This window comes from Pseudomonadota bacterium (assembly GCA_018823285.1).
Lineage (GTDB): Bacteria > Desulfobacterota > Desulfobulbia > Desulfobulbales > JAGXFP01 > JAHJIQ01.
Map to the genome: position 1 here is coordinate 1 of JAHJIQ010000025.1, position 22,846 is coordinate 22,846.

The 22,846-nt window shown below is 57.4% G+C and carries 19 protein-coding genes; 15 read left to right on the forward strand and 4 right to left on the reverse strand.

Features of this window, described 5'->3' with window-relative positions; translation table 11 throughout:
- Positions 1 to 1,266, reverse strand: a 1,266-nt coding sequence (gene xth, locus KKG35_06915; protein ID MBU1737857.1) for an exodeoxyribonuclease III, incomplete at its 3' end; no start/stop codon positions are given.
- A 233-nt stretch (positions 1,267 to 1,499) separates the two neighbouring features.
- The gene (can, locus tag KKG35_06920) at positions 1,500 to 2,129 is read right to left on the reverse strand and encodes a carbonate dehydratase (protein MBU1737858.1); all 630 of its coding nucleotides are present in this window, start codon (positions 2,127 to 2,129) and stop codon (positions 1,500 to 1,502) included.
- 506 nt (positions 2,130 to 2,635) lie between these two features.
- Here can and KKG35_06925 point away from each other — a divergent pair.
- The 8 genes from KKG35_06925 (at position 2,636) to KKG35_06960 (ending at position 13,003) form a co-directional block, all read left to right on the forward strand.
- Positions 2,636 to 3,382 carry a helix-turn-helix domain-containing protein gene (locus KKG35_06925; protein ID MBU1737859.1) on the forward strand — a complete coding sequence of 249 codons (747 nt, stop codon included), beginning with the start codon at positions 2,636 to 2,638 and terminating at the stop codon, positions 3,380 to 3,382.
- A gap of 4 nt (positions 3,383 to 3,386) precedes the next feature.
- Complete coding sequence (locus KKG35_06930; protein ID MBU1737860.1) at positions 3,387 to 5,384, forward strand: oxidoreductase; 1,998 nt, start codon at positions 3,387 to 3,389, stop codon at positions 5,382 to 5,384.
- Between the two features lie 17 nt (positions 5,385 to 5,401).
- Positions 5,402 to 6,313 carry an NADH-quinone oxidoreductase subunit H gene (locus KKG35_06935; protein ID MBU1737861.1) on the forward strand — a complete coding sequence of 304 codons (912 nt, stop codon included), beginning with the start codon at positions 5,402 to 5,404 and terminating at the stop codon, positions 6,311 to 6,313.
- Between the two features lie 3 nt (positions 6,314 to 6,316).
- Entirely contained in the window at positions 6,317 to 6,955 is a 639-nt protein-coding gene (locus KKG35_06940; GenBank protein MBU1737862.1) for a hydrogenase, read from the forward strand.
- A 5-nt stretch (positions 6,956 to 6,960) separates the two neighbouring features.
- Entirely contained in the window at positions 6,961 to 8,400 is a 1,440-nt protein-coding gene (locus KKG35_06945) for a hydrogenase (GenBank protein ID MBU1737863.1), read from the forward strand.
- Positions 8,397 to 9,914 (forward strand): NADH-quinone oxidoreductase subunit C, encoded by a 1,518-nt coding sequence (locus KKG35_06950; protein ID MBU1737864.1) that lies wholly within the window; start codon positions 8,397 to 8,399, stop codon positions 9,912 to 9,914. Before KKG35_06945 ends, KKG35_06950 begins: the two co-directional genes overlap by 4 nt.
- A 311-nt stretch (positions 9,915 to 10,225) precedes the next feature.
- Positions 10,226 to 10,978 (forward strand): hydrogenase, encoded by a 753-nt coding sequence (locus tag KKG35_06955; protein ID MBU1737865.1) that lies wholly within the window; start codon positions 10,226 to 10,228, stop codon positions 10,976 to 10,978.
- 57 nt (positions 10,979 to 11,035) lie between these two features.
- A complete protein-coding gene (locus KKG35_06960; GenBank protein MBU1737866.1) occupies positions 11,036 to 13,003 on the forward strand; it encodes a hydrogenase in 1,968 nt (655 codons plus the stop codon).
- A gap of 20 nt (positions 13,004 to 13,023) precedes the next feature.
- On the opposite strand, the gene KKG35_06965 is transcribed toward KKG35_06960, so the two are convergent.
- Both KKG35_06965 and KKG35_06970 read right to left on the reverse strand, forming a co-directional pair.
- Positions 13,024 to 14,379 (reverse strand): sigma-54 dependent transcriptional regulator, encoded by a 1,356-nt coding sequence (locus tag KKG35_06965; protein ID MBU1737867.1) that lies wholly within the window; start codon positions 14,377 to 14,379, stop codon positions 13,024 to 13,026.
- Positions 14,372 to 15,826, reverse strand: a complete 1,455-nt coding sequence (locus KKG35_06970) for a hypothetical protein (GenBank protein MBU1737868.1) — start codon at positions 15,824 to 15,826, stop codon at positions 14,372 to 14,374. Before KKG35_06970 ends, KKG35_06965 begins: the two co-directional genes overlap by 8 nt.
- Before the next feature lie 285 nt (positions 15,827 to 16,111).
- Here KKG35_06970 and KKG35_06975 point away from each other — a divergent pair, with 285 nt between their 5' ends.
- The 7 genes from KKG35_06975 to KKG35_07005 all read left to right on the forward strand — a co-directional run bounded on the left by KKG35_06975 (position 16,112) and on the right by KKG35_07005 (position 22,691).
- A complete protein-coding gene (locus KKG35_06975) occupies positions 16,112 to 16,294 on the forward strand; it encodes a hypothetical protein (GenBank protein MBU1737869.1) in 183 nt (60 codons plus the stop codon).
- 69 nt (positions 16,295 to 16,363) lie between these two features.
- Positions 16,364 to 16,900 carry a universal stress protein gene (locus KKG35_06980; GenBank protein MBU1737870.1) on the forward strand — a complete coding sequence of 179 codons (537 nt, stop codon included), beginning with the start codon at positions 16,364 to 16,366 and terminating at the stop codon, positions 16,898 to 16,900.
- 43 nt (positions 16,901 to 16,943) lie between these two features.
- A complete protein-coding gene (locus tag KKG35_06985; protein MBU1737871.1) occupies positions 16,944 to 17,291 on the forward strand; it encodes a hypothetical protein in 348 nt (115 codons plus the stop codon).
- A gap of 278 nt (positions 17,292 to 17,569) precedes the next feature.
- Positions 17,570 to 18,688, forward strand: coding sequence for a sulfite exporter TauE/SafE family protein (locus KKG35_06990; GenBank protein MBU1737872.1), 1,119 nt, complete (start codon positions 17,570 to 17,572; stop codon positions 18,686 to 18,688).
- Entirely contained in the window at positions 18,681 to 19,532 is an 852-nt protein-coding gene (locus KKG35_06995) for a universal stress protein (GenBank protein ID MBU1737873.1), read from the forward strand. Before KKG35_06990 ends, KKG35_06995 begins: the two co-directional genes overlap by 8 nt.
- A gap of 317 nt (positions 19,533 to 19,849) precedes the next feature.
- Positions 19,850 to 21,064, forward strand: a complete 1,215-nt coding sequence (locus tag KKG35_07000) for a 6-phosphofructo-2-kinase/fructose-2,6-bisphosphatase (GenBank protein MBU1737874.1) — start codon at positions 19,850 to 19,852, stop codon at positions 21,062 to 21,064.
- 292 nt (positions 21,065 to 21,356) lie between these two features.
- Positions 21,357 to 22,691 (forward strand): hypothetical protein, encoded by a 1,335-nt coding sequence (locus tag KKG35_07005; protein MBU1737875.1) that lies wholly within the window; start codon positions 21,357 to 21,359, stop codon positions 22,689 to 22,691.
- Positions 22,692 to 22,846 lie beyond the last annotated feature (155 nt).

Genomic DNA, 22,846 nt, shown 5'->3' on the forward strand with positions numbered 1-22,846 from the left:
CTCGTTGAACATCCTGAAGGTGTCGACAAAGCCGCTGTCGAGAAACGCATCCATCGAGGCACGTTCTTCCGGGGTAAAACCTGGGTTCTTTTCATTGGCCTCGGGGTTGGCAAGATCGATGGGTTTGTGGGCCACATTGTAATCACCGGTGAGAACCACCCCTTTTCTGGCGGCAAGCTTCCGGCAAAAATTCCCAAGCTCACGATTGAAAGCGAGCTTGAAATCAAGCCGGGCGAGGCCATGCTGGGCATTCGGGAAATACCCATTCACAAAGAAAAAATCAGGAAACTCCAGGGTCAGCACCCGACCTTCACGGTCAAACTCATCAACCCCGATGCCGTAGAGCACCTTCATCGGTTCCAGACGGCTGTAGGTGCAGACTCCGGCATAGCCCTTCTTTTCGGCCGGGTGCCAGTATGCCCGGTAGCCGTCAAGCTTTAACAGGTCCTCGGAAAGCTGCTCCGGCTGCGCCTTGATCTCCTGCAGGGCCAGGATATCGCAGGCAAACTCATTGACCAGATCGACAAACCCTTTCTTTTCGATGGCCCTGATCCCGTTCACATTCCAGGACACCATTTTCAGCGAGTTGTTCATGGATATTATTCCCCCCTGAATCTTGCGCGGGGTGACCCCGATCTTCGGACAGTCACCGGTCAATACACACCGGTCGCAATGGGGCCGCACCGATTTGCAGGTCCCCTGTCCGAAGGCGACCAGGATTGAGTTCACGGTCAGCCAGTGTTTTTCGGGAAGTTTTCGCCGCAGGGCCATTTCGCTTTCCAGCGGGGTTTTCGTCTCCACATACCCCCAGATATTCATGATCCGGTGGACATGGGTGTCGACACAGATCGCCGGTTTTTTAAAGGCCACCGCCACCACCAGGTTGGCGGTTTTCCGCCCGACCCCGGGCAGGGTGCAGAGCGCCTCCACCGTGTCGGGAATCACCCCGTGGAATTGTGAGGCCAACGCCTCCGGCAATTTGGCGAGATACCCGGCCTTGTTCCGGAAAAACCCGACCGGTGCGATCAGTTTCTCGATCTCTTTTTCGTTGAGTCGGGCCAGGCTTTGCAGATCGGGCGCTTTCTGAAAGAGTTTGGCGGCGGCTTTGGCCGTCACCTCGTCCCGGGTCCGGGCCGAAAGGATGGTCGCCGCCAGGATCCGGTAGGGATCATTGGTCTGGACCGCGATCAGATCAACGACCGGCACCTGATAGCCACGAACCTCTTCGGCTAGAATCGTGAGAAATTTTTCGATATCAACCGTCATCTTCACTCAACTTCGGAATTACAGACGGGGAAGAGGGGGCCACAGGATGCTGTTTCACGGCAACAAAACTCCTAGTGTCACGTCAACTCTGAACCGTCACTTCTTTCTCGTCGTTTTTCGCGCCTCCTGCGTTACCTGTTGGGTTACATAGCGCTGCTATGCAACCCAACACGTGCCTTGCCGGCACAAAAAATGCCGGAAAAATATTATGACAGTTCATCCTTGACGCGACACTAGTCAAGTCTGTGGGTGTGGGAAACATCGTCCGGGCCGGTCATGCAGACATTGAGGTCCTTTAAAATCCCGTCTTCGATGCCGTAGATCCAGCCATGGACCGATAATTCCTGGCCGGATTTCCACGCCCGCTGGACTATCGTGGTATGACAGACATTTTCCACCTGCTCGATGACGTTGAGTTCACACAGCAGGTTGACCCTTTCCACTTCATCCTGCAGTTGGTCAATCCTCTCCCGATGCAGACGGTAAATGTCCTTGATGTTCCGGAGCCAGTTATCGATCAGCCCGAGGTCACGATTGCTCATGGCGGCCTTTACCCCGCCGCAGCCGTAATGGCCGCAGACGATGATGTGCTTGATTTTCAACACCTCCACCGCATACTGCAGAACCGACAGACAGTTCAGGTCGGTGTTGATCACCAGGTTGGCAATGTTGCGGTGGACGAAGATCTCCCCCGGCATCATATCAACAATCTCGTTCGCCGGCACCCGGCTGTCGGAGCAGCCGATCCACAAAAATTCCGGGGCCTGCTGCTTGGAGAGCTTGCTGAAAAAATCAGGATCTCCCTCCTTGACCCTCCCGGCCCACTTTTTGTTCTTTTCAAAAATTTCTTTCAAGATGCGCATAACCGATAATTCCCGAGATGATTTTTCCTGTACAGAACCGCTCCGGCATCACCTGTATCCCGCCGATTCTGTCACAAGCAGAACCGGCAGCTGAGCACAGCCGTTTTCAGACCTGTGTTATTTGAGTTGAACCGACTCCCGCCGTATTCCGCTGGGCTCCATGGCAAACTGCGGCCCAGAATAAAAGTGTCGCAAACACTATACCTGCACCACGAATTTTTTACAGTAATTGTTGTCGGTCCTTGGAAAAGCGACGAGCCGGACGGACAGCGCCACCCAACTCATTGATTTGTCGTTGGCCAATCTGGACGGCTACCACTTTTTACGCATGGGTCACCATTCGGGAAATATCCCGAAAAACCCTCAGCAAGACAGGTTCCCGGCAACCCGTATGCCTGCCGCTGCCTGCACTCCCGGTGGAACGAACCTCAGTTTACAGTTGACGGACTCCGGGGGGAAATGTATATCCTGTCATATTAGACATCATTGGACAAAAGGAGACAGGTGTGGACAGAATTTTCATCGGGGTCAAGGAGATGGCCGCAAGCATGGGCGTTTCTGAGAAAACGATCTACCGGATGCTCACCGACAACCAGTTTCCTTTCGCCGTCAAAATCGGCGGCCAGTGGCGGTTCCGGGCCGACAGCGTCGACAGATGGCTGGTGGCCCAATCGGAAGCGGGATCAACGCGACAGAGCATCAACTACCGGATCACCCTTTTTAACGCCCTGCTGAACGGTTCGGTTCTCTACCGGATCCACGGGGCGAATCGAGACGAAGCACTTGACGAGCTGCTTTCCATTCTGCCCAACACCGGCGGTTTCAACACCAAGAATCTGAAGTTCTCGATCCTCGACCGGGAGGCCCTGGTTCCCTCGTCACTGGCCGGCATCGCCTGCATGGCCCCCAGCGACGAGCATCCGGTCTTTATGGAGCAGTCACTCATCATTCTCGCCTATCTTGAACAGCCCACTGATTTTAAAGCCCTTGACGGGGTCCCGGCCAGGGTCGTCTTCCTGCTTTTGCCCGCAAACATTCAGGAGATGGCCATCCTGCGGACACGGCTGCAGCGCCTCCTGATGGAACCTGCTTTTGTCAACAAGATCATGAAGGAGTTGCCGCGCAAGGAAATGCTGGAATGCATCCGGACCACCGAAGAGCGGATCCTTAGGCAACCCTCCGGGAAAAAAGAAGATAAAAAACCCCGGACCGCGGCTGCTTCTGCCACTACTTTCTCCGGAGCAAAAGACTGACCCCATGTCCTCCATGAACCTCTTGCTGACCGCGCTCGTTGTGCTGCTGACCGGCAGCATCGCGCCGCTCTGCGCCGGTCGTGCCGGTCGGACGGGCCACTGGCTGGGTGCCGCCGGCAGCCTCCTGGGAGGAGGGCTCTGCCTCACCGCACCCCTTCCGGTGCTCCTTTCCGGGCAGCCTGAAAATGCCGGTTTTTTCTGGGACAGCGGCGATCTTTTCCTCACCCTCCGCCTCGACGGCCTCGCCGCCTTCTTCCTGCTGCCCGCCGGCCTGCTTGTGCTCCTGGGCGGTCTTTACGGCGGCAGCTATCTTGACCGCACCGGCAAAAGTCATCTGCCGGCCCGGCCCTGGTTTTACTTCAACGTCCTGGCCTTGAGCATGGCCCTGGTCATTACCGCCGCCGACAGCCTCACCTTCATGATCGCCTGGGAGATGATGTCTCTTTCCTCATTTTTTCTGGTGATCCACGACCTGCAGGAGGAGCAGGCCCGCGAAGCCGGCTGGTTCTATCTGGTGGCCACCCATCTGGGCACCGCCTTTCTCTTTTTCTTCTTTTTCGAAGAATATCGGCTGGCCGGGACCCTTGATTTTGCCTCCTTCACGATCTTACGCGAGCTGTCCGGGACCACACCCCTGATTTTCTTTGCCCTGGCCCTGATCGGCTTCGGGACCAAGGCCGGGCTCTTTCCCCTGCACAGCTGGCTGCCCAAGGCCCACGCCGCCGCGCCCAGCCATGTGTCGGCCCTGATGTCCGGGGTGATGGTCAAGGTCGCCATCTACGGTTTTCTGCGGATGCTGACCTTTCTGCCGCCCCTGCCGTCCTGGGCCGGGCTCCTGGTCGCCTCTCTCGGGATCACCGGGGCGCTCTTCGGCATCGCCATGGCGGCGACCCAGGTTGATATCAAACGGACCCTGGCCTATTCGACGGTGGAAAATATCGGCATCATCTTTTTCGGCCTCGGCCTCTGGCTTTATTGCGGCAGTTGCGGTTTCGAGGTTGCCGCCACCTTCGCCCTGGCCGGCTCCCTGCTCCATATCTGGAACCACGCGCTCTTCAAATCCCTTCTGTTCATGGGGGCGGGCGCCGTGGTCCACGCCGCCGGGAGCCGCGAGATGTCAACGCTCGGAGGCGTCCTGCGCAGGATGCCGGTCACCGGCACCTTGCTGCTCATCGGCGCCGCCGCCATAGCCGCCCTGCCGCCCCTGAACGGCCTGATCGGCGAATTGCTGATCTATCTCGGCCTTTTCCATGCCGGACGGGATGCCGTGGGCGGGCAGGCCTTTCTCTTCATGCTCTTCGCGGTGCTGCTCGCGATGGTTGGCGGCCTGGTCCTGCTCGCCATGACCAGGATGATCGGCATCGTTCTGGGCGGTGAACCGAGAAGCCCCGAGGCGGACCGGATGCACGAAAGCGCTCCGGCCATGCGTGTTGCCATGGGCGCGGCCGCAGCGCTGTGCCTGGCGCTCGGCATCTTTCCCCAGGCCGGACTGCGGCTTCTCGAGGCCCCGCTGACCGTGCTGGCCCCGGATCAGCCGACCCTCGCGACTGCCGCTGCCGCCATGCTGCCCTTCGGCCAGGCCTGGACCCTGGCCGGGCTCCTGCTGGCCGGCCTGCTGGTTCTTGTCATCGGCTGGCGACACCTCAGTCGGAGCAAGGAGAATATGCCCGGAACCTGGGGCTGCGGCTACAACAGACCCTCGCCAACCATGGCCTATACGGCCGGCAGCTATGGCCAGCTCGCCCAGGACACACTCTACACCTCCTTTCTCCGGCCGCTCGCAACTTCCGCCATCAGCAGCGCGCTGTTCGTGTCCATCCAGCGTTTCCGGCCGCAGCTCATCGATCCGGTGCTTGACCGCTGGTTTGCGCCCCTCTTCAGGCAGGCCGGGAATCTCGCCAGTTCCTGTCGCCGTCTGCAGGCCGGCCGGATGAACATCTACCTGACCTATATCTTTCTGGCCACGCTCCTCCTGCTTGGCTGGAACTATTTTCTCTCGTAACGGAGCCGGTGACCGCGATGCTTGCCTCAGCACTTTTCCACCTCCTTCTGCTCTTCGCTCTTTCGCCGCTGCTCCCCGGGGTCATTGCCAGGACCAAGGCCCTGATCGCCGGCCGCCGGGGCCAGCCTTTCCTGCAGCTCTATCGGGACCTCTGGAAACTTTTCCAAAAGGAAATGGTGCTCAGCAGGACCACCACCTGGCTTTTCCGGGCCGGTCCCCTGGTCGGTTTCGTGGTCCCGGTGCTTGCGGCGCTGCTGCTTCCTTTCGGCGCCATGCCGGCGCTCTTCTCCTTTCCCGGGGACCTCATTCTCTTTGTCTACCTGATGGGACTCGCCCGCTTCTTTATCATTCTTGCCGCCCTCGACACCGGGTCGAGTTTCGAGGGGATGGGCGCGGCCCGTGAAGCGACCTTTTCGGTGCTGGTGGAACCCACGATTCTGGTCGCTTTCACCGTCCTGGTCAGAGTCTCCGGTGATTTCAGCCTGAACGGGATGCTGCACCCTCCGGTCGCCACCCCGCTTGCCGGACCTGCGGCCATGGCGCTGGCCCTGATCGCCTGCTGTCTGTTCGTGGTGCTTCTGGTTGAAAACTGCCGGATCCCCTTTGACGATCCCAACACCCACCTGGAATTGACCATGATCCATGAGGTGATGGTGCTCGACCACAGCGGGCCGGATCTCGGTCTCATTCTCTACGGAAGCGCCATGAAACTCATGGTTTTCGCAACCCTGATCCTCGATCTCCTCCTGCCTCCGTTCGGCAGTCCCTTGCTGGACGGGGTCGCGTTTGTGGCCGGGCTCCTGGTTCTGGCCGTCGGCGTCGGCCTGGTGGAATCGGTCATGGCGCGACTCCGGCTGATCCGGGTGCCGCAGCTTCTCGTCGGCACGACGCTTCTTTCCTTCTTCTCACTTATCCTGTTATTGAGGTGACGGATGAACGATCTTGCGACCTTTATCCTCCTGACCGTGATCCTGCTCAATTTTTTCATCCTCGGCAGCAGTCGGCTCGGCGCCTGCATCCGGGTTGTTGCCGTGCAGGGCGCACTTCTGGCCGTTCTCTCGCCGCTGGTCCATGGCCCGAACTTCAATTCGCTGACGCTGATGCTCGGGGCGATGTGCATCAAGGGCGGGGTGATTCCCTGGCTGCTTCTCCGGGCCATCCGCCAGGTCATGATCCGGCGGGAGATCGAACCGCGGATCGGTTACATCATGACCCTGATGCTGGGCGCCCTGACCACGGCCGGCGCCTTTATCTTCGCCGATCGGCTGCCGCTTCTGCCCGAGCACCAGCATTCGCTCTTCATTCCGGCCGCCTTTTCCACTCTGGGGGCCGGTTTCCTGATGCTGATCACCCGGCGCAAGGCGATCACCCAGGTTCTGGGCTACCTGATCTTTGAAAACGGGATCTTCATCTTCGGCATCCTGCTGGCCGAGGCCATGCCGCTCCTGGTCGAGGCGGGTGTGCTGCTCGACATGCTGGTCGCCATCTTCGTCATGGGAATCGTCATGAACCATATCAACCGGGAATTTTCATCCACCGACACCGAACACCTCTGCCTGCTGAAAGAATGAACGACATGGCCCTTCATACCTTGATCCTGCTTCCTCTGGCCATGGCCCTGCCGGCCGCCCTGATCCCTTCGGAGCGCCTGCGGCCATTGCTGATCCCGGCCACCTCCCTGATCCATCTGGGGCTCGCCCTCAAGCTTGCCCTCTGGCCGGTCCCGGGTCCGGTCACGGGCTTGCTCGGCCTGGATGCCCTGGGCCGCCTGATCCTGCTGGTGGTGAGCCTGCTCTTTGCCGCCTCATCGCTTTACGCGGTAGGTTACTTCCGCACCCATCCGACCTGGAACAACCGGGGGTTCACCGTCTGCCTGCTGATTTTTCTCGGCGCCATGAGCCTGGCCGCAGCAGCGCGCCACCTCGGCCTGCTCTGGGTGGCGGTGGAAGCGACCACCGTGGTCAGCGCGCCGCTGATCTATTTCAACCGCAACCGTTTTTCGATCGAGGCGACCTGGAAATATCTGCTGCTCTGTTCCGTCGGCATCGCGCTGGCCATGCTCGGCCTGCTCTTCATCGCCTATGCCGGGCTGGCGGTCGGTGGTGAGCAGGGACTGGAACTCGACCATCTGCTGGCCGGAGCCGGTCAGCTCTCCCGCCCCTGGCTCCGGGCCGGTTTTGTCTTTCTCTTGATCGGCTTCGGCACCAAGATGGGCCTGGCCCCGCTCCATACCTGGAAACCGGACGCCTATGGCGAGGCGCCCGGCCTGGTCGGCGGACTGCTGGCCGGAGGGCTCACCTCGGTCGCCTTTCTCGCCGTCATGCGTAGCATGCAGATCATGATCGCCGCAGGGGAACAGGTCATGGCCCACAAGTTCCTGCTGGCCCTGGGAGTGCTGTCCCTTATCTTCGCCGCGATCTTTGTCATCCGCCAGCGCGATATCAAACGGATGCTCGCCTATTCCAGCGTCGAGCACATGGGGATCCTGGCCATCGGCCTCGCCATGGGGGGGCTCGCGACTTACGGCGCGATGTTCCATGTCCTGAACAACGCCCTGACCAAGGGTTCTCTGTTCATGAGCGTCGGCAATATCCACCGCTATTTCGGCAGCAAGCGGATGTGCGAGACCCAGGGCGCGATCGCGGTCCTGCCCTGGTCGGCCGGTCTTTTCCTGGCTGGGTTTCTGGCCATCGCCGGCTCCCCGCCGTTCGGCCCGTTCATGAGCGAATTCACCATTCTCCGGGCCATTTTCGGGGGAGGTCACCACGCACTCGGGCTCACCTTCATCGCCCTGTTGACCATCATCTTCATCGGCATGAGCCACACGGTGCTGACCGTGGTCCTGGGTCCGCCCATGGAAGAGGCGGAAAACCCCGAAGCGATCCGCGAATCCTTCATGACCGTGATCAGCCCGCTGCTCCTCTTGGGGCTGGTCCTGATCCTTGGCCTCTATCTGCCGGAACCCCTGCGTCTCCTCTTCCGCGATGCGGCCGCCCTGCTGGAGGTGACCCCATGAACCTGGTCCCGATTGCCAACGGGGGACGGATTGCACTGGCCGACCTGCCGCTCCTCACTTATCAAGAACTGGGCCGGACGATCCATGAACAGCTGCAGGCGGGCGGACGTCTGGCCGCCTTCTTCGCAGACCGGGAAAACGATGGCGCCGGGCTTTTTATCTATGGTGTGCTTACGGCCGGGCCCGGGAAGCCTCTGACCGTTTCCCGCGCCAGGATCGAAGGACCGCAGCAGTCTCTCACCCCGCTCTGCCAGCAGCTCCATCTCTTTGAACGGGAGATCGCCGAACAGTATGGCATCCCCTTTGCCGGACACCCGTGGTTCAAACCGGTGCGCTTTCATGCCTCCCGGACCGGCCATGACGCCTGGAACCGCCCGGCGGACAAACATCCGCAGGTGGGTGATATCGACTATTTCCGGGTCGAGGGTGAGGAGATTCACGAGGTCGGGGTGGGGCCCGTCCACGCCGGGATCATCGAACCGGGCCATTTCCGTTTTCAATGCTACGGGGAAAGGGTTCTCCACCTGGAGATCTCCCTCGGTTACCAGCACCGGGGCATCGAGCGGATGCTGCTCGGCGGTCCCGACCCGCAGACCCCGTACCGGATCGAAACCATGGCCGGCGACACCTCCATCGGCCACATGAGCGCCTACGCCTCGGTGCTTGAAGGGCTCTCCGGCATCCAGGCCCCGCCGCGGGCCATAGCGATCCGGGCCATCGCCCTTGAGCTTGAGCGGCTCGCCAATCATGTCGGAGATATCGGCGCCCTGGCGGGTGATATCGGCTTTCTGCCGACCTCCTCCTTCTGCGGCCGCCTGCGGGGCGACTATCTGAACCTGACGGCCGGGATTTGCGGCAGCAGGTTCGGCCGGGGACTGATCCGCCCGGGCAGCGTTCTCTTCCACATCGAACCGGCACTGGCCGACAAGATGGTCGCCAGCCTGGAAATGGTGGCGGAACACACCCGCGGAGCGCTGCACCTCTTTTTTGAAACGCCATCGGTATTGGCCCGTCTGGAAGGGACGGGCCGGGTGACCCCGGCCGACGGCGCCACGCTCGGACTCACCGGGGTCGCCGGCCGGGCGTGCGGGATCGACTGCGACAGCCGGAGAGAACCGGGAAACCCCCTGTGGTATGGAACCGAAGAAATCCCGCCGATCCTGGAAAACGACGGCGATGTCATGGCCCGGGCCAGGGTACGCCAGCGGGAAATCGAGCATTCTTTAAGCTTTCTGAAAAAGCGGCTCACCTCCCTGCCCGCAGGGGAACTCAGTCATCCGCTCGCACCTCCGGCCCCCGATTCCCTTGGCGTCGCCATGGTTGAAGGATGGCGGGGAGCGGTGACCCATGCCGCCCTGACCGACGGGGCAGGGCGCTTCCGGTGCTACAAGGTGGTCGATCCGTCTTTCCTGAACTGGAGCGGACTGGCGATGGCGCTGCGGGACGAACAGATTTCCGATTTTCCACTCTGTAACAAGAGCTTTAACCTGTCTTACTGCGGTTTTGATCTGTGATGACGTCGCAAAAAGGTGAACAGCAAGAGAATTGAAGACTATCCGGCAGCAGATTGCGAACAGCGTGAGAGTTCGAACTGCGGGGCAGCAAACGTCATGCCGGACTTGATCCGGCATCCAGTTCGATCTGGATTTCGGCTTTCGCCGGAATGACTGCACGCGGCAGAAAGAAAATGGAATGAGACTTCGAGCCGCAGGGAAATGAAACCAGAAATAGTTTAAAAAACTTTGTGTCTCAAAGCCCTGGTTGCAGTAAAATCTGCCGACCGAGCTCCATTAATACGATGTGAGAGTTGAGAACAGGATAGAATATGCTGCGCGTCATACGTGAACGAATCAGACAGGGTTACCGGACCGCCCCCTTCCCCGGGGTCGAGCCGGTGCTGCCCGCGCGTTTCCGGGGGCTGCCGGTCATCGCCCGGGAAAAATGTCCGGTCGGCTGCGCGGGCTGTGAAGAACGCTGCCCTTTCGGCGCGGTCACCCGTCCGGAAGGCAGGATCCGGATCGACCTCGGTCGCTGTCTTTTCTGTGCCGACTGCCCGGTCTGCCCGCACGGGGCGATCACCTTCGGCAATGATTACCGGCTTGCGGCCAGCCACCGCCGGGACCTGTTTTATGACGGCGTCGAATACGCCCTGGCGCAAAAACTTGAGCGGCAGATGCTCTCCCTGTTCAAAGGCTCCCTGAAACTGCGGCAGGTCTCGGCCGGGGGCTGCAACGGCTGCGAGGCGGATATCAATGTGCTGGGAACCCTGGTCTTCGATCTGGGTCGCTTCGGCATTCAGTTCGTGGCCTCGCCCCGCCACGCCGACGGCCTGCTGGTGACCGGACCGGTGACCAGAAACATGCATTCGGCCCTGCTCGCCACCTACGAGGCGATCGCGCCGCCGAAACTGGTGATCGCCGCCGGGGCCTGCGCGCTCAGCGGCGGCCCGTTTGCCGGCGCCGCCGAAAGCCACGACGGCATCGAGGGGATCCTGCCGGTCGACCTCTATATTCCCGGCTGCCCGCCCCATCCCTACACCACCCTGGACGCCTTGCTGCGTCTGCTGGACAAGCGGTGATCCGATGCCTGCCGACTCCGCCGTTTTCACACCACCGTACGGGTAAAGGAAAGACGGATGCCTCTCTTCATCGCCGCCATATGCCTTCTCCTTCTTTCCGGTATTCTTGCTCCTCTCGGCCGCTCCGGATCGGTGCTCCCGGACCGTCTCTCCCTGTTTCTCGGCCTGGGCGGAACACTGCTGGGAGCGGCGGCCACGGTGCTCTGTCTCGGCCGCCCCGAACCGGCAACCCTGGCCCTTGCCTGGCCGTCAATTAACGGTTTTTTCGCCCTGCGGATCGACGGGCTGGCCGGGGTTTTTCTGCTGCCCGCCTTTGTCATTGCCGGAACCGGTCTTCTCTACGGCAGCGGTTACTGGCCGCAGGCAAAAGACGCGTCCGGCAACGCCTGGATCCGAACCTTCTACCCGATCCTGACCGCCGCCATCGCCCTGGTGCTCGCCGCCGATAACGGGGTGGTTTTCCTGATTTCCTGGGAGATCATGGCCCTGGCCGGCTACTTCCTGGTGATCACCGAACAGCAGCAAGAAGAGAATTTCCGGGCCGGATATGTCTACCTGATCGCGACCCACACCGGAACCCTGGCCCTCTTCGGCCTCTTCGCCCTGCTCGGCGAAAAGAGCTGTCTTGTCGGTCTGCCGGCCGCCGGCACCCTGGTCGGCGGCAGCGCGATCCTTTTTCTCCTGACCCTGATCGGGTTCGGCTTCAAGGCGGGAATCATGCCGCTTCATATCTGGCTGCCCGGCGCCCATGCCGCCGCCCCCAGCCATGTCTCGGCCCTGATGTCGGGGGTGATGATCAAAACCGGCATCTACGGCATCCTGCGGGTGGTCAGCCTCTTTCAGTCGTTGCCCGCCTGGTGGGGCTGGACAGTGCTTGGACTGGGCATTCTCTCCGGAATCTTAGGCGTGGTCTTCGCCATTGCCCAGCACGATATCAAAAAACTGCTCGCCTATCACAGCATCGAGAACATCGGCATCATCCTGCTGGGGGTCGGAACGGCGATGCTCGGCAAGAGCCACGGCCTGCCGGCCCTCGCCGCTCTCGGCTTGGCCGGGGCGCTGCTGCATGTGGTCAATCACGGTCTTTTCAAAGGTCTGCTCTTCCTCTCGGCCGGATCGGTGGTCCAGGCCATGGGCGGCAGGGAGATGTCCGGGTTCGGCGGGCTGCTGAGAACCATGCCGCTGACCGGGTTTTTCTTTCTGGGAGGGGCGGTGGCGATCTGCGGTCTGCCGCCGCTGAACGGTTTCGTCAGTGAATGGTTTATCTTCCTGGGTCTCCTGCAGGGCGGAGTCGACCGGACCGGAGAGCTGCACTTCATCCTGCTGGCCATTCCGGCCCTGGCGCTGATCGGCGGGCTGGCGCTCCTCTGTTTCGCCAAAGTCTTCGGGCTCTCCTTTCTGGGCAGAAGCCGCTCCGCGCATGCTTTGGGCCATGAGGCGCCGCCCGCCATGCTCATCGGTATGGGACTGCTTCTCGCCTGCTGTTTCTGGATAGGCATCCTGCCGGAAACCACCAGACCGCTGCTCGCCGGCGCGCTCGCCTTATGGACAGCGAACGGGGTAGAGATCACACATGTTTTCGGCAGCCTGGCCCCCGCCCGCGCGATAACCTTTTCAGCCGCGTTCTTTCTGGCCCTTCTGCTTCCGGTTTATCTGCTGACCCGGCGGCAACGATCGCCCGACAATGAAGTCCCGACCTGGGGCTGCGGCTACGGAGGAGAAATCCCGCGGGCCCAGTACACCACCTCATCCTTCGCGGAAATGATCGCGTCATTTTTTCATTGGGCGCTTCAGACCGAATTTTTCGAAAAAAAAGCGACCGGAATATTTTCCACCCCCGCCGCATTCAAAAGCCACACCCCTGATCCGGTCCTTGATCTTTTCCTGGCCCGGTTCACGCGGAAATTCGCCGGCCTGGCCACCGGCATCCGGCGCAGCGTCCATCAGGGTGTGATCGGCATTTACCTGCTCTATTCCGCACTCACCCTTTGTCTGCTGCTTGCGATTGCCGTTTTTCTTCCCTGAGAACCGCCAAAGCCAAGCCGCTATTCCAGCCCGAATTTTTTGAGTTTGCGCCACAGGGAGACCCGGTCGATGCCGAGAATACCAGCCGCTTCACTCTTGTTGTTCCCGGTTTCATTCAGGACCCACTCAATATAGGCCTTTTCCTGGTCGGCAAGGGAGGGCATGGCCCCGCTTTTATGGCGGAAAGTCAGCAGGGTCATCTCCTGCAGATCTTCCGGCAGGTGAGCAACTTCAATCTGTTCAGAGGCAGACAGGGCGATCCCCCGTTCAATGATGTTCTCAAGCTCCCGGACATTTCCCGGAAAATCATAATGCATCAGAATTTCAGCCACTTCCGTGGATATCCCCAGAACATTCTTCTGCATCAGGGAGGAATATTTCCTGATGAAATGCTGGATCAGGAGGGGAATATCGTTTTTTCGTTCCGCCAGCGGCGGTATCCGCAGGGAAACCACGTTCAGCCGGTAATAAAGGTCCTGCCGGAAACGACCGGTGGCAACCTCGCCTTGAAGTTTGCGATTGGTCGCGGCAACAAAGCGCACGTCAACCTTGATCGGTGTTGTTCCTCCGACACGCAACACCTCTTTTTCCTGGATGGCTCGCAGCAGTTTAACCTGCATGGCGGTTGACATCTCCGTCACTTCGTCGAGAAACAGGGTCCCCCCGTCGGCCATTTCAATCAACCCTTTTTTACTTTCATGGGCCCCGGTAAAAGCCCCTTTTTCATGGCCGAACATCTCGTTGGTCAGCAATTCTTCCGTAAAAGCTCCACAGTTTATGGAAAGCAGCGGCCCCCCACTGCGCCTGCTGCACTTATGAATAAAACGGGCCATCAGCTCCTTGCCGGTCCCCGATTCGCCGGTCAGCATGACGTTGCTGTCGGTGGTCGCCACCTGCCGGGCCGAATCGAGCAGCTTCTTCATCCGGGAGTCGTTGGTGATCAGATCGGCGCCCGCCTTGAAAGTTTTCAACTGTTCCCGAAGCTGGCGATTCTCCCTTTTCAGGCGCTGCTTTTCAAGCGCCTCCTTCACGACCTTGCGGACTTCATCAATCTTGTACGGCTTGGCTATATAATGATAGGCCCCGGCCTTCATGGCGCCGATGGCCGAATCGACCGTGGCGTAGCCGGTAATCATGATCACCTCGGTATCCGGATGATGTTCTCTGACGAAATTCAGGATGTCCATCCCGTCAATCTTTTCCATCTTGAGGTCGGTCAGCACCAGATCGAATTCCTTTTCTTTCAGCAGCTCCATGGCTTCGGTGCTGCTCTGGATGGCAACCACTTCATACCCCTCACCTTTCAGGATATGGGAGAGGTTCTTCAAAGCGATATTTTCATCATCGATGATGAGCAGTTCGTAAATGTCACTCATGTATTTTTACCTGTTTTCGGGGCAGCCAGATCGTAAAGGTGGTGCCCTGATTTACCTGGCTGTTGACGTTGATCCGCCCGCCGTGTCTTTCCACGATATCGTGGGTTATATAGAGGCCAAGTCCGGAACCATGGCCGACATCCTTGGTGGAGAAAAAGGGATCGAATATTTTCTTCAGATTCTCGGGCTCAATCCCGGGACCATTGTCCTCAATCATTATTTCGAGTTCCTCGGCCGATTCGTGGTCGCCAAGCAGGTGGGCGGAGATCCAGAGCTTCCCGCTCCGGCCCATGGCATCGATGCCGTTTTTCAGGAGGTTCAAGAACACCTGCTGCAATTTCTGCTTGTCCACTTCAATAATCAGATCCTCCGGACAATCCAGTGAGATCACCACGTCCGTGGGGACCTGGCCCCGGATCAGGACAATGGTGTCCTCGAACAGTTTTTTCAGGTTGACCTCACCGGGGTGATATTCGCGGACCCTGGAAAACTCAAGCAGGGTGCGGACAATATCCCGGGCCTTGTCCGACTGCTCCTCGATCTGATCCAGCAGCTCCTTCTTGTAGTTTTTATCCGCATGATCAATCTCCTCCGCCAGAATCTGGGCCGAGGTCGAGATGTTGGACAGCGGATTGTTCAACTCATGGGCCACCCCGGAAAGCAGGGTGCCGAGAGAGGCCAGTTTTTCAGACTGGACCAGCTGGTGCTGGCGGATTTTCAAAATCCGCGACATGCGGTTGAAGGCATTCAGCACCGACCGGATTTCCTCTTCCATGGAAGTGGAGCGGATCTCTTCAAAGTCCTCCTTGGAAATTTTCTCGGCATATCGCTCCAGGAGCTTCAGCGAGTTGACCACCCGTTGTCCAAGGAGAGTGGCGATCCCGAAAGACATGAACAGCAGAAAAATCGCTGCGGCCACCAGGATTTTCCTGACCGTCTGGAGAAGATCGCGGACTGCCACCCGCTCCCGGCGGGAGTTTTCTTCGGCATTGTCGGTCAGGTCCTTGCCGATCTTCCGGATGGTTTCCTTTAACCGGGCACTGTTTTTACTCAGCCGCTTATTGCTCTGGTACAGGTCGTTCAGTTCACGCAACCGGAGTTCGTAGGAGGCAAGTTTCCCGGTCAGCATGATCTGGGTGTCAATCGGGATAATCCGGTCCAGGGTTCCACGATAGTTCTGCAGAATGCTTCCGGCCCTACCGATGTAGACCAGAGCTTCCTTGAAGTCGCTCTGCTCGCCGTAGAGAAAGTAGTTCTTTTCAAAGCGCCGCAGCTCCAGAATGTTGCCGAACAGGTCGTCGATCAGCTCCAGATGCTGGATTTTCCCCTCGATATGGCTGCTCACCCCATACGTCAGGCCAATGGTCCCGACCATAAAAACCAGGAGCAGGACAAACCCGTAAGTGATTTTTTTTCTGATGCTGAAAGCCAGCAGGGGATTTTTCATTTCAAACCATGGTTGAAGGACTAAGACGTTGCATTATGCATCATGCTGTTCATTATTGCAACCATTCTTTTAAACTACTGTTATTTCGTTGTTTATAACATATAGAAGATTTCTGCGTTGCATATTGAAACAATCTCTCGACTGAAGGCAAAACGCTAAGTGCTTGAAATTACTGAATATAAAAACTTTCCGTTTCCTGGCACGCTAGTTGCTCTAAGGGTAGGTGCCGCAGCGTTGCGGATTGGGAGTTGAAACAACACAGATAATCAATCAGGAGGTAAGACAATGAACCGTAAATTAAACTGGCTGGACCGCATCATGACGGCCGTAACTTTCGCTGAAGCAAACTGTCCGGATGAGGCAAGAAATACTCTGACCAGCACCGTAACCCCGACTCATACCAGTAATAACAGCAAAACGGAAGAAGCCAGGGAAATGCGCATCGCCCACGCCGGAGCCAACAACTGAGAGACCAATACCACCTGCTGCAGCGAAATAATTCACCGCAGCATTGAGCCAAAGCAAGAGAACAAGACAATGGGCAAAATACAGAATTTTCTTAAAGAACTTGAAAAAACCATGGCGGCAGCAGCATTTGCTGAAGCCGGAGAGCATGAAACCGCCCGGCAATTGCTGCAGGATTTCAAGACCGCCCACAAGAAGGTGTTGCTCGGCACCGACCATCTGGAGCCGGATCTGAAGATCGTCAACTATGCCCTGAATCTCTGCGAGAGGATGGGCGGCGGTCTGGAGATTTTTCATGTGGTGCCGCCCACCTTCTGCGCCCGGAAAAATAAAACTGTTTCACCCCTGGAGAGCGACCCGGCCTTTGCCGCCTTCAATGAAAAGATGGCGTCCCTCGGCGTCGCTTATCAACCGGTCTGCAGTGACCGCGGACTGGTCAGGGAAATCCTTGATTATGTGGCCGAACGGCGGCAGGTCATGTGTGTGGTGGTCTCACCCTCGCATGCCGATGAAACCAGTCTGCCGAAACGTGACGGCAGAAGTATCGGCGAATGGTTTCAGGATCTGAGCTGCCCGGTCCTCGTTTACAGTGGTTATCAGAAAGCGTGAGCTTTACTTATATTCATTATCAACAATCAGAAGGAGTTATAAAATGGCTATTACCAATTTTGACAAACATGCGATGGCGGCAACTTTTGCTGAAGCCGGTGAGCATGAAACCGCCAGGGAGATGCTGGCGGAAAGCAAGTCCGCGAAAAAAGATCCGGTCACCGCTCCCCATGCCAGGAAGCCTTATTTACAAACGGTGATCTTCGGCATCATTTCACTGTCGGCATACCTCTATGTATTCTCCAACGAAAAACTGGTGACCGACATCTTCACCCGCGGCGGAGTGTATGCGGCCTGGCCGATCGGCACCGCCCTGTTTTTCTCTTTCATCCACGGCGCATTCGGCAGCAACCTGCTGAGCGTTCTGGGTCTGGAAGCCAAGAAGAAATAATTTAACAAAAACATTTATTACTCGGAGGAGTATACGTCATCATGAAAAAATTTCTGATCGCAATTATGGTCGCAGTTTTCCTGGGCCCGATCCTCGCCTCATCCGCCCTGGCCGCAGGCGGTGCCGGTCCTTCCAAAGATATCCTGAAGGGAATCTTCACTGAAGTCGATGCGGCAACCCGCACCGCCATCTTCAAGAAGGACCCGAACGGGGAAATAATGACCCTGGTCCTTGGTCCCGAAATGCAGGCCGAGGATGTCCGGATCAACAAGAAGGCGATGGTCAGCCTCAACAAGGAAGGCGCCCCCGGAGAAATCAAGGACATCTCCATCATGTTCATGGACATGACGGTGGGTAAAATCGTCGCCCTGATCGTGGTCGGTCTGATCGGCGGGCTCCTTTCCGGCTTCATCGGTTCCGGCGGCGCCTTCGTCATGACCCCGGCCATGATGTCGCTCGGCGCGCCCGGCGCAGTAGCGGTCGCGAGCAACATGTGCCATAAATTCCCCAAGGCGATGGTCGGAACCTACAAGCGGTTCAAGTACGGCCAGGTCGACCTGAAACTTGCCGCCGTCATGGCCGCCACCGCGATCATCGGCGTCCAGATCGGGATCAAGATCCAGAAGTATATCCTCAGCCACTGGGGCAACGCCGGTTCAAACCTCTACGTCAGCGTGATTTTTGTTATCGTGCTGGTGTTCGTCGGCGGTTATGTTTGTTACGATGCCTACAAGCTTTCCAAGAAGGGCGACAGCGACGAGGGACATCAGGTCTCTCCGCTTGCCCTGAAGATGCAGAAAATCGAGTTGTGGCCGATGATGAACTTCAAGGTTGCCAAGGTCCGGATCTCCGCCTGGATCACCGTGCCCGTAGGCCTCCTCACCGGCATGCTGGCCGCCACCATCGCGGTCGGCGGTTTCATCGGCGTTCCCGGCATGATTTACGTGATCGGCGCATCCGCCGTGGTCGCTTCAGCCACCGAGCTCGGCATCGCCTTTGTGATGGGCGCCTGGGGTTCCATCCAGTGGGGTCTCTCCGGTCTGATCGACATCCGGATGACCTTGCTGATCCTCTCCGCTTCCCTGATCGGCGTGCAGCTCGGCGCCCTTGGCACCACCTATGTGAAAGACTACATGATCAAGATCGTCATGGCCGCCACCATGCTGATCGTCGCAGTCAGCCGCGGCGCCAAGATCCCCGGCTACCTGGCCGATATCGGCTGGAGTGCTCCTCTGGATCACGGCCTCGCTTCCGTCCTGAACAGTGTCAGCTTCTGGGCCCTGGTTGCCGCTCTCGGCACCTCCGGCATTATCATCTCAATAGCCATGACTTACGGCATGATGAAAGACCGGGCTGAGAAGAAACAGATCGTGGAGACGGCGGTCAGCCATGGCTAAATATCGCAAGATTCTGGTTGCCTACGACGGCTCCAAGTCCGCACGGAACGCCTTGGCCATCGCCAGTCAGATGGCCAAGGCCTCAAAAAGCTGGATCAAGGTGATCGCCGTTCTTCCTGACTATCAGGGTGATCTCGAACTGGTCGGAGTAAGCAACATCCGGGAAACCATCGAGGGACCGGGCCGCAATCTTCTGGCCGAGGCGCAACAGATTGCCGATGACGGGGATTTTCATATCCTGACCAACCTGGAACAAGGCGAGCCCTTTGACCGGATCGTTCATGTGGCCGAGGATGAGAACTGCGACCTGATCGTCATGGGTCGCAAGGGCTTGAGCCCTCTCGAACGGGAACTGATGGGCAGTGTGACCGCCCGGGTTATCGGCCATACCACCCGTGACGTACTGGTGGTCCCGGAACATGCCGCCCTGCGCTGGAAAAACCTCCTGCTCGCTACCGATGGCGGGGAAAAGACCGCCAACGCCACCGCCAAGGCCCTGAATCTGGCAAAGGAATACGACTCGGAACTGACCGCCATCTCCGTGGTCTACACCAACGATGAATTCCTGGCCCTGGCCCATGAAATGATCGACGGGATGGTAAAAAAGGCCCGGGAGCGGCTGGACAAACTTGCTGCGGAAGCGCAGGCAGTCGGGGTCCGGATGACTCCGGTGGTCCGCGAAGGTGAGCTCCATGAGGCCATTACCAGACAGGCGGCCCAGCAGGGTGCGGAACTGATCATCATGGGTTCCATGGGCCGGAAAGGACTGAGCAGGATGTTGATGGGCAGCGTGACCGAAAGAACGATCGGTTATGCGGAGTGCCCGGTGTTGATCGTTCATTAATAAAACCTCCAGATCCCTGCTCTGCCGGTGCTGGTCGTGACCCACTCCGGCGGGGCAGGGTGTCTATCTGCAGTACTGAACAGGCCTGATGGGAAACCAGCGGGCCTTTTTTTGTTCCTCCCGATGCGCATGCCGGTCGTTTCACCGACAATCAAGATTGCCATCTCATCTCATCAGCCGTTGACCCTTCGACAGGCTCAGGGTGAACGGAATTACGGTTATATACGAGAAGGGTGTAAACAGGGATGAGGCTGTGATATGATAACTTTGGTCATGACCCCTGAACGAATACCTATTTCACCGGAAACAGAAAGCAAATGAAAAACAAACTGGTCATCGCCATGGCTGGCTTACCCGCCCGGGGTAAATCCACTATGGCCCGAAAGATAGCCGGGACCCTGAAACGTGATGACGTCCAGGTCCGGATCTTTAATAACGGCGATGTCCGGCGACAACTGTCCCCAAAAAATTCGTCCGCCCCGGAGGTGTTTTCTCCCGACAACCCGGAAGGGGTAAAATTCAGGGACCATTGTGCCCGCATTAATCTGGATCTGGCCCTGGAGTTTTTAAAAGGAGATGGCGAGGTCGCCATTATCGATGCCGCCAATGTCACCTGCCGGCGGCGGAAATTGATTCAACAGATATTCCCTGATTTTCCGGTTCTGCTGATCGAGTGCATGAATACCGATGAAGAGGCTCTGGAAGCAAATCTTGAACGCAAGGCCTTTTTAAAGGAGTTCAGCCATTTGAGCCGCGAGCAGGCCCTGGACAGTTTTCAGAGGCGGATAGAATTTTACGAAAGTATTTATGAGCCGTTGTGTGAAGAGCGAAATTTTATTCTGGTGGATTCTTTTGAGGGATATATCCTGCAGGAGCAATTGACCGACCTGATCCCCTATTATGACCGGATCCGCGACCTCATCACCACCCGGATCGTCCGCAATCTCTTTCTGGTCCGGCACGGGGAAACCTATTTCAACCAGGAGGACCGGATCGGCGGCGATTCGGATCTTACCGAAAACGGGCTGGCCCAGGCCAACGGGCTGGCGGAATATTTCGCCGGTGAACGGATCCCGATCATTTTTACCAGCAATTACAAGCGCACCCTGCAGACCGCCGCGCCGATAGCGGCAAAGCAGGAGCATTGCTCGCTCATTGCCCTCCCGGAATTCAACGAAATCTACGCCGGAATCTGCGACGGCATGACCTATGGGGAAATTCAGGAACAGATGCCGGAAGTTGCCGCCACCCGGAAACACAACAAATACGATTACGCCTATCCGGAAGGGGAGAGCTACGCCGCCATGGAGGAGCGCATCCACCGGGGGCTGCAGAAGGTTTTCTATTTAAACAATTACGACGACAACATCATGATCGTCGGCCACCGGGCGGTCAACCGGATGATCCTTTCAGACTTTGTCTTCCGACCCCGAGAAGAAGTGCCATATATCTACATGCCGCAGAATCGCTATTATCACATCCAGGTCGATCCGCATAAAAAGATCTTTGAACTGAAACCCTACACAAAATAGCCGATTCCGGAACAGGAGGGGCCAATCCCTCGCCCAAAAGGATTACCGCACGAGGCAGGAACAGAGTTGACGCCACCCCGCAAACCCTGGCAATATTCCATATTTTCAGTCACTTAGAAGATGTATCCCCGCAGGCACAATCCGGGTCTTGCTTAATAGGGACCTGTTTGTGATAAAATACTTTTGTTCCGGATCTTCCGGCTGTTCCGGAATGGGTAAAAATTACTCATTCCACCAAATGAGGATTCTATCCGGATAAGAGAAATGACCGCAGAGAGGGAAGAGGGAAATTGTGGACAGGATAGCCATTAATGTTGAAAGAAAAATCTCCAACCATGAATTCCTGCATAAATGGGAGATCATAACCTGGGCGGACCAGAAAATTAAACTCGCGCAAGACCGGGCGGATCTTCCTTCTTTTGAGGAAATCATTAAAAAATTGCCGATTGCGATCATGTTGTCCTTCGACCGCGATTATTATCGCTCGGCCATCTTTAAAATTACCGAAACAACCCTCGAAAGGATCGCCGAATGCATGTCGGCAAGACACCCGGAAGAAAGAGTCTTTCGCCGTGAAAGCATTTCCGGGCCTTTACGGGAGCTGGTTGAAGAAAAAAAAGACACTCTCTATATCGAAAACGCCCTGCTCGATCCCCGCACCGGTTATATGGCCGACCTGGTCAGGGACGCCCGGATCAATGATATCTATTTCTCCAAGGTGGAGACCAGATCAGGAGTCTGGGTCATCGTGGTGGATGGGATCTCGCCGCGGAAAATCGACGAAGAAAAAATGGCCTTTCTGGCAGTCCTCTGCAATAAAATAGAAAAGATTGAATTGGAACGGTATGCGATCCTGGCCAGAATCGGCAAGGAAGTCATCGGCAAAGAAGTCATCGCAACCCAGCTGGGGACCATTGATTATCTCTTGAATCTTCTGTCCCATCTCTTCAGGAACAAGATCACCGTAATCGGCGGACTCTGCAGAAGAATCGACTCCATTGCCATGAACGGCAACAACGGAAACAATGGCCATAACGGCGCCTGTACCAAATGTTCCAAAAATTCGAAAAATGTTGTCAGGGCGGCGCGGGAAATAGAAAAAACAATGCTTCATTTTGATCTGGCCCTCGCCGATATAAAAAAGGGCACGGTCCTGAATATGGAATCGATCCCTCTGGCCGGACTGATCAGCGATATTCAAAAAGAAGACCCCGACGCGGACTTTTTACTTGAACTGGAAGATCCGCAAACCGATTTTTCGTTGCGGACGGACAAAAGGAAAACGGTCAAGGCTCTCTGCCGGATGGTGAAAAAGCTGACCGAGGAAAACAAAAATCCCATTACCGTAGCCGCCATGATGACCACCAACGAACAGATCAAAATCACCTTGAAGCAGAAGGAAATGAATACCGAAAATCTGGCAAAGCTGGTCAACATCAGGGAAAACGGCAATTCAAAAAATCACTCCCTGAACGATTTTGTCATCATCATCTCATCCTGTCTGCTCCCCGAGCTTGGCATCAAAATCGAAATCGACAAAACCACCGTGGAATTCACCTTCAGGGTGCCGGGGGGAAAAGGCCAATGCGCGATGCATACTATTCAACACAACTTCCTAACCCATTGAGCAAACCCGCGACACCGCATACTCCTTCATTGCATAGATTTTCTTTTCAAGGCTGCACGGTGACCCAATGATGATGGACAAGATCATAAGCGAACATTCTGAGTCACGGTCTTGTTCACAGTTCTGCTCCAGGCGGGATCTTCCTGCGAGGATTT